Here is a 14,641-nt window from a genome sequence, read left to right as displayed (position 1 = left end):
TTCAGCCCGCGCGCTGACAAGGGGACGGTCAGGCCGGAGCCCACAAGGCGGGTTGGGTGGACGGAGTCCAGCCCGCGCCGGCCCAGGCGGTGTGCGGCTGCAGGCAACGGTACTTCTTGCCCTGATAGCTGACGATCTGGCCGGCGGTGTAGGACAGGCCTTCCTTCCAGGTGTCGCCCACCGGCGGCGGCGTGATGCCGCCGTCGCCCTTTTTCAGGTCGATCTGATAGGTGTAGCCCTTGTAGCTGTCGTTCAGGTACACGCGGTTGGCGGTGGCGCTGCGTTCCGGGGTGATGCTCACCGTGCGTTGCTTCTGATTCATCACGCCGATGCGGATCGCTTTGGAGGTCGCGTTCACTTTCACGCCCAGCTCGTACGGCCAGTTCGCCATCTGGCCGCTGACGGCGTCCAGCTTGACCGGGATGGTTTCGGCGTCGCGGCCGCTGGCGTCGAACACGCGCAGGGTGGCGGTGCTGTTGTTCGGCAGGTTTTCATAAGCGGTCACCTTGCCGATTTCCTTCCACGGATTGGTCACCGGCGGCGGTTCCGGCGGATTGGTGCCGTCGCCGAATACCACGTCGGAGCACGAGTAGAACGCTTCCTCGCTATCTGCGCGCTTCCAGACGTTGAAGATGATATGCGGGCCGCTCTTGCCGGCCGGCAGCTTGGCCACCATGTGGTAGCGCTTGTTGGCGTCCAGCGGCGGGTTGCCGGTCACGGTGTGGAAGGGCTGCGGATCCAGGTCGGACCACTTCAGCGGCTTGGTCTGATCCCAGCCGTTCTTGGTGACGTAGAACTTGAAGTATTTGGTCGAGTGCGGCGCGGTGGCGTGGTAGACGAACTCGTAGTTGCCGTTGGCGTCCGGCACCAGCTTGGTTTTCGGCCAGTCGGTGCGTCCCAGATTGAAGCCCTTGAACTTGTCCTGGCCGCCGGCGCAGAGCTTGCCGTCCGGCACCACCGCCGCGTGGTTGTCGCCTTGCGGGTTCTGGTTGATGCCGTTCCAGTCGTACATGGCCTGGGTGCCGCCCACGCGGCGGGCTTCCTGGCATGCGGCGGATTTCGGCGATTCCGCGCCCTCTTTGAAGCAGTTGTAGGTGCGGTTGATCGGCACTTCCATGGTGCCGTGGGCCCAGAGCGGCGCGCTGAGGCAGGCCAGGGCGAGGGCGGCGGGAAGGCGCAGTTGTGGTTTCATTCTGACTCCTTTGAGCTACGAGTGGTATGCAAGCGCCCAGCAATTTGCCGAGCAGTCCAATCATCATATGAATGCTATATGATTTAAAATGAGACGACTATTTTTAATGTAAGTTTGGCGAAAGGTACTATTGCCATACTTACTGTGTGGTCTTGTATCTGCTTGATTCTTGCAAAAAACGCTCATTCCCTGACCTGTCCCGCAGGTCAATACGCATTGCTCCCGCAATTTCCCCTGCCAAATCATCTGTTTGTCGTTTTGCTGCCATGCAGCAAGCGGACAATGATGTGCGCAAATAAAATGGTATTGACGTGGTATTAATGTGGTATTAACGTTCGCGGTAAGCCGGAAGGCCGGAATCGACTCGCGTCAGCGCGGAAGATGCCAGCCGGGGAGCCAGGTTATACACTGGGGTTTTCAGACCACTTGCAGACAACCATGGAAAATCGCTGGCTTGCATTGAAACCGGATGAAACCCTGACCACGCCGCTGTATCTGCAGTTGTCGCGGAAATTGGCCGACGCCATCAACGCCGGCTGGTGGCAGGCGGACGAGGCGCTGCCGTCGGAGCGCACGTTTTCCGAAGAACTGGGCATTTCGCGCGTGACGGCGCGCAAGGCGATGGATGTGCTGCTGGAGCAGGGCCTGATTCGCCGGCGCCAGGGCTCGGGCACCTTCATCACGCCGAGGCTGGAGCAGCCCTTGTCGCGGCTGACCGGCTTTACCGAACAATTGCGCCAGCGCGGCTTCGTGCCGTCGTCGGTGTGGCTGGAGCGCGGCGTGTTCGCGCCCAGCAATGAAGAAGTGATCAAGCTGGGGCTATCGCCCACTTCGCAGGTGTCGCGGCTGAAGCGCCAGCGGCTGGCCGACGGAGTGGTGATGGCGATCGAGATGACGACGCTGCCGGTGGCGTATCTGCCGGAGCCGCAGCAAGTGGGCACCTCGCTGTATGCCCATCTGGACGCCAGCGGCCATTCGGTGGTGCGCGCGCTGCAGCACATCCGCGCGGTGAACGCCTCAGGCGACATCGCCACGCTGGCCGGCATCCGCCCCGGCGAAGCGATGTTGCTGATTACCCGCATCGGCTTCAACGCCGAGAACATCGCGATTGAATTGACCGATACCTATTGCCGTAACGACTACTACGATTTTGTTGCCGAACTGAGACGATGACCCAAAACCGAGTGCTGCAAGGACGCATCCTGACCGAGGCCGGCTGGATGGACGGCGAATTGAAACTGGCTGCCGACGGCCGCATCGAGGCCATAGACGCGCGCTTGGCCTCCGGCCGAGCGGTGGAGCGTTATTTGCTGCCGGGCTTCATCGACCTGCACGTCCACGGCGGCGGCGGCGTCGACATCATGGAGGGCGGCCGCGCCGCCGAGAGCGTGGCCAGGCTGCACGCCCGCTTCGGCACCACATCCTTGCTGGCCACCACCATGACCGCGCCGCCGATCGACATCGAGCAGGTGTTGCGCGCGCTCGGTTCCTCCTGTCGCGAACGCCAGCCCGGCGGCGCCCGCATCCTGGGCGTGCATCTGGAAGGCCCCTACATCAATCCCGGCAAGCTGGGCGCCCAGCCCGACGACGCCTGCCGCGCGGTGATGGAGCAGGTGGACTGGTACCGCTCGCTGGCGCCGGTGTCGCTGATCACGCTGGCGCCGGAAATCGCCGGTCATATGGACATCATCCGCCAGTTGGCGGAGCAGGGCGTCAAGGTGCAGCTGGGCCACACCCTGGGCAGTTACGAGGACGGGGTGCGGGCGCTGGAGCAAGGCGCGTCCGGCTTCACCCATCTGTTCAACGCGATGAGCGGCTTGCACCACCGCGAGCCCGGCATGGTGGGCGCGGCGCTGGCGCACGCCGAATACGCCGAATTGATTCCGGATCTGCTCCACGTCCATCCGGGCGCGATCCGGGCCGCCCTGCGCTCGATTCCGCGCCTCTACTGCGTGACCGATTCCACCGCCGCCGCCGGCATGCCGGACGGCGAATACAAGCTGGGTTCGCACTCGGTGACCAAGTGCATGGGCGGCGTGCGTCTGGCCGACGGCACCCTGGCCGGCAGCACGCTGACCATGGACCAGGCGCTGCGCAACCTGGTGTCCATCGGCCTGCCGCTGGCGGACGCCTCGCACCGGCTGTCGCTCTATCCCGCAGACTACCTGGGCGTGGCCGATCGCGGCCGGCTCGCCGTCGGCGCCTGGGCCGACATCGTGACGATGGACGCGGATTTGAATTTGCAGCAAGTCTATGTAGAGGGAGAACAGATTGGCCTCGTTGATGCTTGAAGAAGCGCTGTACGCCGCCGAGGCGGTGGCCGCGCAACACATGTACGCCGATGAAGCGCTGGCCGCGCTGGGACGCGCGCTGGCGGTGGAACGCCCCAGCCTGGCGCTGACCGTGGCCCGCGGCAGTTCCGATCACGCCGCCAACTACTTCGCCTATCTGGCGATGCAGCGGCTGGGCGTGCCGGTGGTGTCCTTGCCGATGTCGCTGGTGACCCTGCACCGCGCGCCGCTGGCGGTGAAGGGCCAGCTGGTGGTGGCCCTGTCCCAGTCCGGTCAAAGCCCGGACCTGATCGACACCATGAAGGCGCTGGGCGCCGCCGGCGCGCGCACCGCGGCGCTGGTCAACAAGCATCAATCGCCGCTGGCCGCCGCCTGCGAATGGGTGGTGCCTCTGTGCGCCGGCGACGAAAAAAGCGTGGCCGCCACCAAGAGCTACATCACCTCGCTGTCCGCGGTGGCGCGCCTGGTCGCTCACTGGCAGGCGGACGACGCGCTGCTGGCCGCGTTGGCCAATCTGCCGCAGCGCCTGACCGAAGCCACGCGCCAGGACTGGACGGCGGCGGTGGACGTCTTGCGCGACGCCGAACGCATCATGGTGGTGGGCCGCGGTCTGGGCTTCGCCGTGGCGCTGGAAGCCGCGCTCAAATTCAAGGAAACCTGCGCGATCCAGGCCGAGGCCTTCTCCGGCGCCGAGATCAAGCACGGGCCGATGGCCTTGATCGACGACGGCTATCCGCTGCTGATCTTCGCGCCGCGCGGGCCGGAGCAACAGGGCCTGATCGATCTGGCCGAGGAGATGCGCGGCCGCGGCGCCAAGGTGCTGCTGGCGGCGCCGGAAAATATCGCCAGCCGCGACCTGACCCTGGCGCTGGCCGACGACGAGGCGCTGGATCCGCTGCTGGCGATCCAGAGCTTCTACCTGATGGCGGCGCGCTTGTCCGAGGCGCGCGGCCTGAACCCGGATCTGCCGCGCCACTTGTCCAAAGTGACCTGCACGCGCTGAGTCCGGTCCTGCTTGAAACCGCGCCCCGACCGTCTACACGAACGGGGCGCGCCGCGAACGGCGTCCAGCGGAAGCCGCGTCGGCCGCGGAGACACATCAGTCAGTAAGAATGGAGACGCCCCCCATGTCCGCTACGCTCGAACTCCTGGCCCCGTTTGACGGGCCGTCCGTGCCGCTGAGCCGCGCGCCCGATCCGGTCTTCGCCGGCTTGATGATGGGCGACGGCCTGGCGATCGAGCCGCTGTCCGGCACCCTGCTGGCGCCCTGTGACGGCGAGGTGGCGCAATTGGCGCGCACCGGCCACGCCTTGACGCTGCGAGCCGCCAACGGCGCGGAAGTGCTGATCCACATCGGCATCGACACCGTCAAGCTGGAGGGCGAGGGCTTCAAGCCGCTGGTCAAAGCCGGCGACGCGGTGCGTCAGGGCCAGCCCCTGATCGAGGTGGATCTGGACGCGGTGGCGCGGCGCGCGCCGTCGCTGCTGACCATGGTGGTGATCGCCAATGGCGAGGCTTATGCGCTGGAAAGTCGGGGCGAGGGCTGGCAGCAGGCGGGCCGCAGCGTGTTTCTGACGCTGTCCGGCGGCGCGGCGGCCGACGAGGCCCCCAGCGCCGAGGGCGCGGAAAGCCGCGGTCAGGCCACGGTGCGCCACGCCGGCGGCCTGCACGCGCGGCCGGCGGCGCTGGTGCAGAACACGGCGCGTCAATATCGCGCCAGCGTGCGGGTGGAGTTCAAAGGCCAGGCGGCCAACGCTCGCAGCGTGGTGGCCCTGATGGGCTTGGGCGTGGCCGAGGACGACGATGTGGCGGTGCTGGCGCAGGGCGAGGACGCGGCCGCCGCGGCCGCGGCGGTGATCGCCGCGCTGCAGACCCGCACCGAATCCGGCCACGGCGCGCCCGCGCCCTTGGCGAGCGCGCCGGCGCGCTCGTTGCCGGCCGGCTGGATAGGCGGCGTGTGCGCGGCGCCGGGCCTGGCCATCGGCCAGGTGGTGCGTCTCGACGCCTTCGAGCCGCAGGTGGCGGAGTTCGCGGTCAACGCCGACAGCGAGCGCGAGCAATTGCGCCGGGCGCTGGCCGAGGTGAGCGCCGGCATCGCCGCCGCCATCGACACAGCCTTGCGCCGCGGCCAGACCTCGCAAAGCGACATCTTCGCCGCCCATCTGGCGCTGGTGGACGATCCGGAATTGCGGGACGCGGCGGAACGGGACATCGCCGCCGGCCACAGCGCCGGCCACGCCTTCCGCCAGGCGGTGCGCGCGCAATGCCGCGTGCTGTCCGGCCTGGGCAGCCCCTTGCTGGCCGAACGGGTGGCGGATCTCAAAGACATTGAACGCCAAGTGCTGAAAGCCCTGTTGGGCGACGCCCAAAGCGAGCCCGAACTGTATCCGGCCTCCATTCTGGTGGCCGAAGACCTGGCGCCTTCCGAACTGACCCGGCTGCCGCGCGAGCGGGTGGCCGGCATCCTGTCCGCCGCCGGCGGCGCCACCGGCCACGTGGCCATCCTGGCGCGCGCGCTGGGCATTCCGGCCCTGGTGGCTTGCGGGCCTCAGGTGTTGCGGCTGGACGCCGGCAGCGAAGTCTTGCTGGATGCGAGCCAAGGCGGCTGTCATCCGGCGCCGGACGCGGCCCTGTTGGCCGCCGCCCGGCAGGCGATGGCGGAGCGCGAGAGCCGCCGCGCCGATATGCGCGCGGACGCCGACGGCGCCGCGGTGACGCTGGACGGCGTGCGCGTCGAGGTGGCCGCCAATATCGCCAATGAAGAGGACGCGCGCGAAGCGGTGCGCCACGGCGCCGACAGCGTCGGCCTGCTGCGCACCGAGTTTCTGTTCATCGACCGTCAGGACGCGCCGGATCGCTACGAACAGGCCAACGCCTATCAGGCGGTGCTGGACGAATTGCAGGGCCGCGTCGCCATCATCCGCACGCTGGACGTGGGCGGCGACAAGGAAGTGCCCTATCTGACCCTGCCGCCGGAGCCGAATCCGGCGCTGGGCCTGCGCGGCATCCGCACCGGCTTCGCCCATCCGGAGATGCTGGACGAGCAACTGCGCGCGCTGCTGATGCTGCGGCCCTTGTCCTTGCTGCGCATCCTGGTGCCGATGATCGCCGATGTCGGCGAACTGCGGCGCTTGCGCCAGCGCATCGACGCGCTGGCCGAGGAAGCGGGGCTGAGCGAGCGGCCGCAGCTGGGCGTGATGGTGGAAGTGCCCTCCGCCGCGCTGCTGGCGGACCAACTGGCCGCCGAGGCCGACTTCCTGTCCATCGGCACCAACGACCTGACGCAATACACGCTGGCGATGGATCGTTGCAACGCCTCGCTGGCCGCCAGCCTGGACGCGATGCACCCGGCGCTGCTGAGGCTGATCGAACGCACGGTGGCCGGCGCCAGCCAGCACGGCAAATGGGTGGGCGTATGCGGCGCCCTGGCCTCGGACCCGCTGGCCGCGCCGGTGCTGGTCGGCCTCGGCGTCGCCGAACTATCGGTCAGCCCCGGCCTGGTGCCGGAGATCAAGGCCAAGGTGAGGACGCTGGACCAGCAGGCTTGCCGCAAGCGCGCCGAGCAATTGCTGACGCTGGATTCCGCCGCCGCGGTGCGCGCGCAGGCCGCCGAATGGTGGCCGGAAGATTGAATCGGCCCGGCGCGCAGGCGCGCGCGGGGCTTTTATGAAGTGGTTTTGAGGTCATCGCATGCCGCGGGGACACGCGGCAGCGAGCGGTACAGACACACAAGAAGGTAGCAGCCTGGAGCGCCATGCCCCCATCGGCGTCCATACACTGGGAGACGAGACGTGAGTACCTCTGACAATAAATTCGCTGGCATTCAGCAGCTGGGCCGCGCCCTGATGCTGCCGATCGCCGTTCTGCCCGTGGCGGGCTTGCTGCTGCGCCTGGGCCAGCCAGACCTGCTCAACATCAAGATGATGGCCCAGGCCGGCGACGCCATCTTCGGCAACCTGGCCCTGATCTTCGCCATCGGCGTGGCGGTGGGCTTCGCCAAGGACAACAACGGCACCTCCGGCCTGGCCGGCGCCATTGGTTATCTGGTGATCACCGCGGTGCTCAAGGTGATAGACGAGAAAATCAATATGGGGGTGCTGTCCGGCATCCTGTCCGGCCTGGTGGCCGGGGCGCTGTACAACCGCTACAAGGACATCAAGCTGCCCAGCTACCTGGCCTTCTTCGGCGGCAAGCGCTTCGTGCCCATCGTCACCGGCTTCTCCATGCTCTTGTTGGGCGCGGTGCTGGGCTATGTCTGGATGCCGGTGCAGACCGGCATCGACAGCGTCGGCCGCTGGTTGATCGGCGCCGGCGAGATCGGCGTCTTCGCCTACGGCGTGCTCAACCGCGTGCTCATCGTCACCGGCCTGCACCACATCCTCAACACCATTGTCTGGTTCCAGGTGGGCGATTTCGCCTCCGCCGCCGGCAAGGTGGTGCATGGCGATCTGACCCGCTTCTTCGCCGGCGACAAGACGGCCGGCATGTTCATGTCCGGCTTCTTCCCGGTGATGATGTTCGGCCTGCCGGCCGCCTGCCTGGCGATGTACCGCACCGCCAAGCCTGAGAACAAGCAAGCCGTCGGCGGCCTGCTGTTCTCGATGGCGCTGACCGCGATGCTGACCGGCGTCACCGAACCAGTGGAATTCGCCTTCATGTTCCTGGCTCCGGCGTTGTACGCCATCCACGCGGTGCTGACCGGCCTGGCCATGGCCCTGATGCACGCGCTCAACATCAAGTTGGGCTTCGGCTTCTCCGCCGGCCTGTTCGACTACTTGCTGAACTTCGGCCTGTCCACCAAGCCGCTGTTGCTGATCCCGGTGGGCATCGGCTACTTCGCGCTCTACTACGTGCTGTTCGTGTTCTTCATCAAGAAGTTCGACCTGAAAACCCCGGGCCGCGAAGACGCGATGGTGGCCGTGGCGGCGGTGGCCGCCGGCAGCGACCGCGCGCGCGCCTTCATCGCCGCGCTGGGCGGCGCCGCCAACCTGAAGTCCGTGGACGCCTGCACCACCCGTCTGCGTCTGCAAGTGGCCAGCAACGACAAGGTGAGCGAAGCCGCGCTCAAGGCGCTGGGTTCGCGCGGCCTGATCAAGCCGGCCGCCGGCAGCGTGCAAGTGGTGCTGGGACCGGAGGCGGACCTGATCGCCGACGAAATCCGCGTCGCGCTGGGCAACCCGGACGCCGAGGCGGCCGTCCAAGCGGCCGCGCCGGCGCAGGCCCTGGGCGAGGTGGTCGGCATAGACCGCGAACGCTGGCTGGCGGCGCTGGGCGGCGCGGCCAATGTGCTCAAGGTGGAAGCCGTGGCCGGCAGCCGGCTGCGGGTGGAAGTGGCCAACGCGGAGCTGGTGGACCAGGCCGCCCTGCAACAACTGGGCGCCAGCGGCGTCACCGCCTTCTCCGGCACGCTATTGCATATAGTATTGAATAGCGACGCGGGCGATTACGCCGCCGCATTGCAAGGCTGAGCGTCGCTTCCATGCGCCGTGCGTCGCGGGGCCTCGGACAGGCCTTGAGAACCGGGCGTCGCCCGGCGGAATTTGACGCACGGCAAGCTTGGGCGCAATTTCCGCACTGCCGATGTTGGTAATTCGCCCACTACTTATGTAGCGAGTTGATTACAAGCGGAATCAGGCGGACAGTGGTGGCGCAGGGCACGGGAAGATGACCTTGCGCCATTTCAACTTGGAGGATGCATCATGACGTTGCGAGTTGCTATCAATGGTTACGGCCGCATCGGCCGCATGATTGTGCGTGCATGGCAAGAGCGCTATGCCGATCAGGACATCGAGATTGTCGCCATCAACGATCTGGCCTCGCCGGAGCTGCATGAACACCTGACCCGTTACGACAGCGTGCACGGTCCGTTCGCCGCTTCCGTGGCGCTGGACGGCGATCACCTGGTGGTCAACGGCAAGAAGATCAAACTGCTGGCCATCCGCAACCCGGCCGAGCTGCCGTGGAAAGAATTGAACGTGGACGTGGTGATGGAATGCACCGGCTTGTTCACCACCCGCGAAAAAGCCGGCGCGCATCTGCAGGCCGGCGCCAAGAAAGTGCTGATCTCCGCTCCGGGCGGCGAAGGCGTGGACGCCACCGTGGTTTACGGCGTCAACCACCAGCAGCTGAGCAGCGCGATGACCATCGTCTCCAACGCCTCCTGCACCACCAACTGTCTGGCCCCCATGGTGCAGCCGCTGATCGACACCATCGGCATCGAGCGCGGCCTGATGACCACGGTGCACGCTTACACCAACGACCAAGTGCTGCTGGACACCGATCACAAAGACCTGCGCCGCGCCCGTTCCGCCGCCGTGTCCATGATCCCGACCAAGACCGGCGCCGCCGCCGCGGTGGGCCTGGTGCTGCCGCAGCTGAAGGGCAAGCTGGACGGCTTCGCCGTGCGCGTGCCGGTCAGCAATGTCTCGCTGGTAGACCTGACCTTCACCGCCGGCCGCGATACCAGCAAGGAAGAAGTGAACCAGCTGATCAGCGACGCCGCCAAAGGCCCGCTCAAGGGCGTGCTGGGCGTCAACACCCTGCCGCTGGTGTCCTGCGACTTCCTGCACAACCCGGCGTCCAGCACCTTCGACGCCACGCTGACCCGCGTCATCGGCGGCCGCGAAGTCAAAGTGCTGGCCTGGTACGACAATGAATGGGGCTTCTCCAACCGCATGATCGATACCGCAGTGGCCTGGCAGGCCGCCAAGTAAGCGCCCAGCGGGATTCCGGCTCAAGAAACGGACAGGCTTGCCTGTCCGTTTTTCATGGCGCGGCGTCAGGAGCGGGCGCTTGGGACGGCGCCGGTTTATTCATCCTGCTGCAGATCCGGCAGCCGCGGCGGCACCGGCACCTCGATCACGATCGAGGTCTTGGTGTCGCCAAACTGCATCAGCCGCGCGATCAAGGCCTGCAGCGTGGGCATATTGTCCACCACCACTTTCATCATCAGTCCGCTGGTGCCGGTCACCGACATGCATTCGATGATCTCCGGCATGGTGCGGATTTCCTCTATCACCGCGAAGTACTCCAGATGCTTGACCGTCAGCTCTATCATGCAGCAGATGGGCATGCCCACCTTGTTGGGATCGATGGTGGCGCGGTAGCCGGTGATCACGCCTCCGCGCTCCAATTTGCTCACCCGGTCCGCCACCGCCGGCGGTGACAGATTCACCCGCCGGGCCAGTTCCGCGAAGCTGATTCGGGCGTTTTCGTGCAGGGCGGCGATGATTTTTCTATCAAATTTATCCATTCTTCGATTGTAAGGAAATATGACGAAACAAACTTATAAAAAAAGGCTTAATGGCTGAAAATCCAATCAACCATCTGATCAAAACGCCTGTTTGCTACGTAAAATGCTGGCCGTATCAGGGTTGGCCGCACTGTCCCGCGGCCCGCCTGTCCAGATCCGTTGCGGATGAGAATTGTCCCAAAACGCTCTCATTTGAAACTGTCCTGGTGATCTCTTTGTCCCTGGTCTCTAGTCAGATCAAATCTGTATTGACGACGACCATTCCGGGCCTGTTCACAGCAACAGGCCCGTTTTTTTTTGGCTTGCTGAGGCGTCTACGGCTGGCGCGTTAAAATAATCTGCGCCAAAGTGGGAAAGTTTGACGAAATGTCATATTTTTGTAATCACCCGTTTTTATCCTTGCCACACACTCAAACGGGAATGGATCAACCATGCCAGCCAATATCTTGCTTGTTGAAGACGAACCGGCAATCCAGGAGCTGATTGCCTTCAACCTGGCGCAGGCCGGCCACCATGTGCTGCGGGCCAGCACCGCCGAAGCGGCGCTGACGCTGGTGCGCAACGCGCTGCCTGACCTGGTGCTGCTGGACTGGATGCTGCCGGGCGCCAGCGGCGTGGACATCGCCAAGCGCCTGCGCGCCGACGAGCGCACCCGCCACGTGCCCATCATCATGCTGACCGCGCGCTCGGACGAGCAGGACAAGATCACCGGCCTGGAAACCGGCGCCGACGACTACATCACCAAGCCCTTCTCGCCGCGCGAGCTGCTGGCGCGCATCAAGGCGGTGTTGCGCCGCCGCGCGCCGCAGATGACCGACGACGCGGTGGATGTGCAAGGCCTGCGGCTGGACCCGGTCACCCACCGCGTCACCGGCAACGGCGGCGTCATCGATCTGGGCCCCACCGAATTCCGCCTGCTGCACTTTTTCATGACCCACCCCGAGCGCGTGCATTCGCGCTCCCAACTGCTGGACCAGGTGTGGGGCGACCATGTGTTCGTGGAAGAGCGCACCGTGGACGTGCATATCCGCCGGCTGCGCAGCGCGCTGGAGGGCACCGGGCACGACACGCTGATCCAGACCGTGCGCGGCACCGGTTATCGCTTTTCCACCCAGCAGTGAGGCCTGATGCCTGAATTTCTGAAACGCACGCTGGCCTCGCTGCTGGCGACCGCCGTCATCGGCCTCGGCTTCTGGCTGGGCTCGTCGGCGGAAGACGGACTGATCGCGGTGGCCATCTGCCTGGGCGGCTGGCTGGCCTTCAATCTCTACCATGTGGCGCTGCTGTTGCGTTGGCTGCAACGGCCGACTCCGGAGCGGGTGCCTGACGGTTTCGGCGTCTGGCACACCATCTTCATGACGCTGTACCGCACCACCCGCACCCAGAGCCAGAGCCAGAAAAAGCTCACCCACGCGCTGGAGCGTTTCATCAACGCCGGCGAGGCGATGCCGGACGGGGTGGTGGTGCTGGACGAGCACGACCGCATCGAATGGATCAACCCGATGGCGGTGGAGCATCTGGGTCTGGACCGCAAGCGCGATGTCGGCAACCAGATCCTCAACCTGATCCGCCAGCCGGCCTTTCACGCCTATATGAACGAGGCGCGCTTCAGCCAGCCGCTGGTGCTCAACTTCGTGCAGCCGCGCGAACTGGTGATCTCGCTGCAGATGGTGCCCTTCGATTCCACCCGCAAGCTGCTGCTGACCCGCGACATCACCCAGTTGGAGCGGGTGCAGACCGTGCACAAGGATTTCGTCGCCAACGTCTCGCACGAGCTGCGCACGCCGCTGACCGTGGTGGGCGGCTTTCTGGAGACGCTGGGAGACATGCCGCAGGTGGACGACGCCACCTTCCGCCAGTTTCTGCCGATGATGATGGAGCAGTCGCGGCGCATGCAAAGCCTGGTCGAGGACCTGTTGACCCTGTCCAAGCTGGAGAACAGCCCCAAGGCGACGGTGTCGGAGCGGGTGGACATGCAGGACATGCTGGACACGCTGATGGTGGAGGCCGAGGGCCTGTCCCACGGCCGCCATCAGGTCAAACTGGACCGGCACAGCGACGCCTGGCTGTGGGGCAGCCAGCAGGAGCTGCACTCGGCCTTCGGCAACCTGGTGTCCAACGCGGTGCGCTACACGCCGGAGGGCGGCTGCATCACGCTGAGCTGGAAGGAGGAGGGCGAGCAGCTGCGCTTCTCTGTCAGCGACACCGGCATCGGCATCCCGCGCGAGCATATCCCGCGCCTGACCGAGCGTTTCTACCGGGTGGACCGCGGCCGTTCGCGCGGCAGCGGCGGCACCGGCCTGGGGCTCGCCATCGTCAAGCACGTGCTGGCGCGTCATCATGCCCGGCTGGAGATCAGAAGCGAGCCAGACAAGGGCAGCGTGTTCTCCGCGGTGTTCCCGCGCGACCGCCGCAGCGGCTCGCAAGCGGCCTGAGCGCCGCGCCGCGGGGCCGCATGCGGCGTATTCTTGCAAGCTTGGGTCGGCGCTCTTGGCGCGCCGCTCCAAGCGGGTTAGGATGTCTGTTTTAGCCCGCCGATTTTAGAACCTGTTCAAAGTCTGCTGCGCTTCGGCGATACGGCGTTAGAAACCCGCTTCGAAATGCTCATGTACCGTATGTGCATTCCGCTTCCTCGGCTGTTTTCGTCTTGTCTCGCCCTTGTGCGCGAGACTCTGAACAGGCTCTATGGCGTGGTAGCCACCGACCGGCTCGGCGACGCCGGGCCTGTCCCGACTTTATTCTGGATCGTTCCACCATGAATCGACTGCAATCCATCCGCCCCTTCGGCCAGCGCATCTGGCTGGACAATCTGTCCCGCGAACTGATCGCCTCCGGCGAACTGGCGCGTCTGCTGGCCGACGACGGCATTGCCGGCGTGACCTCCAATCCGGCGATCTTCTACAAGGCGATCAGCGGCGACGCCAGCTACCAGGCCGACCTGGCCCGCCTGAAAGCGGACGCTGGCCTGTCGGCCGAGGCGCGTTACGAAGCGCTGGTGGTGCCGGACATCCAGGCCGCCTGCGATCTGCTGCGCGGCCAGTACGACGCCAGCCAGGGCAACGACGGCTATGTCAGCCTGGAAGTGTCGCCGGAGCTGTCCAACGACGAGGCCGGCACCTTGGCCGCGGCGCGCCGCCTGTGGGCGGAAATCGCCCGCCCCAACGCCATGATCAAGATTCCGGCCACCGCCGCCGGCATCCGCGCGTTTCAGGCGCTGACCCGCGAAGGCGTCAACGTCAACATCACCCTGCTGTTCTCGCTGCCGCAAGTGGAAGCGGTGTGGGACGCCTACATCGCCGGCCTGTCCGCCCGTCGCGCCGACGGCAAGGATGTGTCCGGGATCAAGGCGGTGGCCAGCTTCTTCCTGTCCCGCGTCGACAGCCTGCTGGATCCGCAAGTGGGCGCGGCCCATCAGGGCAAGGTGGCTATCGCGCTGTCCAAGGCCGCTTACGCCCGCTACCGCGAACGTTTCCACGGCGCCGAGTTCGCCGCGCTGAAAGCCGCCGGCGCGCGTCCGCAATATCTGCTGTGGGCGTCGACCGGCACCAAGAACGCCGCTTACTCCGACGTGCTCTACGTGGAAAGCCTGATCGGCGACGAAACCGTCAACACCGTGCCGGACGGCACGCTGGCGGCCTTCCGCGATCACGGCCAGGCCGCGTTGACGCTGCCGGAAGGCATGGACGACGCGCAAACCCTGTTGCACGCGGTGGGGGCGTCCGGCGTGGATCTGGCCGCCGCCGGCGAGAAGCTGCAGCAGGACGGCTTGAAGCTGTTCGAAGACGCGTTCGAGCAGTTGCTGAAGCTGACCGCCTGAGAACGTCAACAGGCGCTGAGAGAGCGGCAAGATAAAAAGGCTGACCGTCGCGGTCAGCCTTTTTTGCGCGTGCGGCCTGGAGCAGGCGT

11 protein-coding genes are annotated in these 14,641 nt (G+C 65.9%); 9 read left to right on the top strand and 2 right to left on the bottom strand.

Annotated features, from left to right (window positions below; translation table 11 throughout):
• Positions 1 to 28: 28 nt before the first annotated feature.
• Positions 29 to 1,192 (bottom strand): lytic polysaccharide monooxygenase, encoded by a 1,164-nt coding sequence (locus tag DB032_RS20115; RefSeq protein WP_107801020.1) that lies wholly within the window; start codon positions 1,190 to 1,192, stop codon positions 29 to 31.
• Between the two features lie 438 nt (positions 1,193 to 1,630).
• On the opposite strand from DB032_RS20115, the gene DB032_RS20110 reads away from it, so the two are divergent.
• The 6 genes from DB032_RS20110 (at position 1,631) to gap (ending at position 10,196) form a co-directional block, all read left to right on the top strand.
• The gene (locus DB032_RS20110; protein WP_019101073.1) at positions 1,631 to 2,365 is read left to right on the top strand and encodes a GntR family transcriptional regulator; all 735 of its coding nucleotides are present in this window, start codon (positions 1,631 to 1,633) and stop codon (positions 2,363 to 2,365) included.
• Positions 2,362 to 3,483, top strand: coding sequence for an N-acetylglucosamine-6-phosphate deacetylase (gene nagA, locus DB032_RS20105; RefSeq protein ID WP_107801019.1), 1,122 nt, complete (start codon positions 2,362 to 2,364; stop codon positions 3,481 to 3,483). The genes DB032_RS20110 and nagA overlap by 4 nt, the downstream gene beginning before the upstream one ends.
• The gene (locus DB032_RS20100; protein WP_107801018.1) at positions 3,476 to 4,486 is read left to right on the top strand and encodes an SIS domain-containing protein; all 1,011 of its coding nucleotides are present in this window, start codon (positions 3,476 to 3,478) and stop codon (positions 4,484 to 4,486) included. Before nagA ends, DB032_RS20100 begins: the two co-directional genes overlap by 8 nt.
• 124 nt (positions 4,487 to 4,610) lie before the next feature.
• Complete coding sequence (gene ptsP, locus DB032_RS20095) at positions 4,611 to 7,115, top strand: phosphoenolpyruvate--protein phosphotransferase (protein ID WP_107801017.1); 2,505 nt, start codon at positions 4,611 to 4,613, stop codon at positions 7,113 to 7,115.
• 159 nt (positions 7,116 to 7,274) lie between these two features.
• On the top strand, positions 7,275 to 8,951 hold the full coding sequence (gene nagE / locus DB032_RS20090) for an N-acetylglucosamine-specific PTS transporter subunit IIBC (RefSeq protein WP_107801016.1): 1,677 nt from the start codon (positions 7,275 to 7,277) through the stop codon (positions 8,949 to 8,951).
• 231 nt (positions 8,952 to 9,182) lie between these two features.
• Positions 9,183 to 10,196 carry a type I glyceraldehyde-3-phosphate dehydrogenase gene (gene gap, locus DB032_RS20085; RefSeq protein WP_107801015.1) on the top strand — a complete coding sequence of 338 codons (1,014 nt, stop codon included), beginning with the start codon at positions 9,183 to 9,185 and terminating at the stop codon, positions 10,194 to 10,196.
• 95 nt (positions 10,197 to 10,291) lie between these two features.
• Here gap and DB032_RS20080 read toward each other — a convergent pair whose 3' ends face one another.
• Positions 10,292 to 10,735, bottom strand: coding sequence for an Lrp/AsnC family transcriptional regulator (locus tag DB032_RS20080; RefSeq protein WP_019100282.1), 444 nt, complete (start codon positions 10,733 to 10,735; stop codon positions 10,292 to 10,294).
• A 431-nt stretch (positions 10,736 to 11,166) separates the two neighbouring features.
• Here DB032_RS20080 and phoB point away from each other — a divergent pair, with 431 nt between their 5' ends.
• The 3 genes from phoB to tal all read left to right on the top strand — a co-directional run bounded on the left by phoB (position 11,167) and on the right by tal (position 14,552).
• Positions 11,167 to 11,856, top strand: a complete 690-nt coding sequence (phoB, locus tag DB032_RS20075) for a phosphate regulon transcriptional regulator PhoB (protein WP_048412957.1) — start codon at positions 11,167 to 11,169, stop codon at positions 11,854 to 11,856.
• 6 nt (positions 11,857 to 11,862) lie between these two features.
• Complete coding sequence (phoR, locus tag DB032_RS20070; protein ID WP_107801014.1) at positions 11,863 to 13,170, top strand: phosphate regulon sensor histidine kinase PhoR; 1,308 nt, start codon at positions 11,863 to 11,865, stop codon at positions 13,168 to 13,170.
• A 320-nt stretch (positions 13,171 to 13,490) separates the two neighbouring features.
• Positions 13,491 to 14,552 carry a transaldolase gene (gene tal, locus DB032_RS20065; protein WP_107801013.1) on the top strand — a complete coding sequence of 354 codons (1,062 nt, stop codon included), beginning with the start codon at positions 13,491 to 13,493 and terminating at the stop codon, positions 14,550 to 14,552.
• The last annotated feature ends 89 nt before the right edge of the window (positions 14,553 to 14,641 follow it).

The organism is Chromobacterium sp. Panama, assembly GCF_003052555.1.
Lineage (GTDB): Bacteria > Pseudomonadota > Gammaproteobacteria > Burkholderiales > Chromobacteriaceae > Chromobacterium.
Note: the sequence above shows the minus strand (reverse complement) of the source record. Positions and strands in the feature narration are given on the sequence as shown.

Excerpts from the sequence above, each read along its gene's own strand:
- DB032_RS20115 (WP_107801020.1), bottom strand. The coding sequence starts at position 1,192 with ATGAAACCACAACTGCGCCTTCCCGCCGCCCTCGCCCTGGCCTGCCTC.
- DB032_RS20110 (WP_019101073.1), top strand. The coding sequence starts at position 1,631 with ATGGAAAATCGCTGGCTTGCATTGAAACCGGATGAAACCCTGACCACG.
- nagA (WP_107801019.1), top strand. The coding sequence starts at position 2,362 with ATGACCCAAAACCGAGTGCTGCAAGGACGCATCCTGACCGAGGCCGGC.
- DB032_RS20100 (WP_107801018.1), top strand. The coding sequence starts at position 3,476 with ATGCTTGAAGAAGCGCTGTACGCCGCCGAGGCGGTGGCCGCGCAACAC.
- ptsP (WP_107801017.1), top strand. The coding sequence starts at position 4,611 with ATGTCCGCTACGCTCGAACTCCTGGCCCCGTTTGACGGGCCGTCCGTG.
- gap (WP_107801015.1), top strand. The coding sequence starts at position 9,183 with ATGACGTTGCGAGTTGCTATCAATGGTTACGGCCGCATCGGCCGCATG.
- DB032_RS20080 (WP_019100282.1), bottom strand. The coding sequence starts at position 10,735 with ATGGATAAATTTGATAGAAAAATCATCGCCGCCCTGCACGAAAACGCC.
- phoB (WP_048412957.1), top strand. The coding sequence starts at position 11,167 with ATGCCAGCCAATATCTTGCTTGTTGAAGACGAACCGGCAATCCAGGAG.
- phoR (WP_107801014.1), top strand. The coding sequence starts at position 11,863 with ATGCCTGAATTTCTGAAACGCACGCTGGCCTCGCTGCTGGCGACCGCC.
- tal (WP_107801013.1), top strand. The coding sequence starts at position 13,491 with ATGAATCGACTGCAATCCATCCGCCCCTTCGGCCAGCGCATCTGGCTG.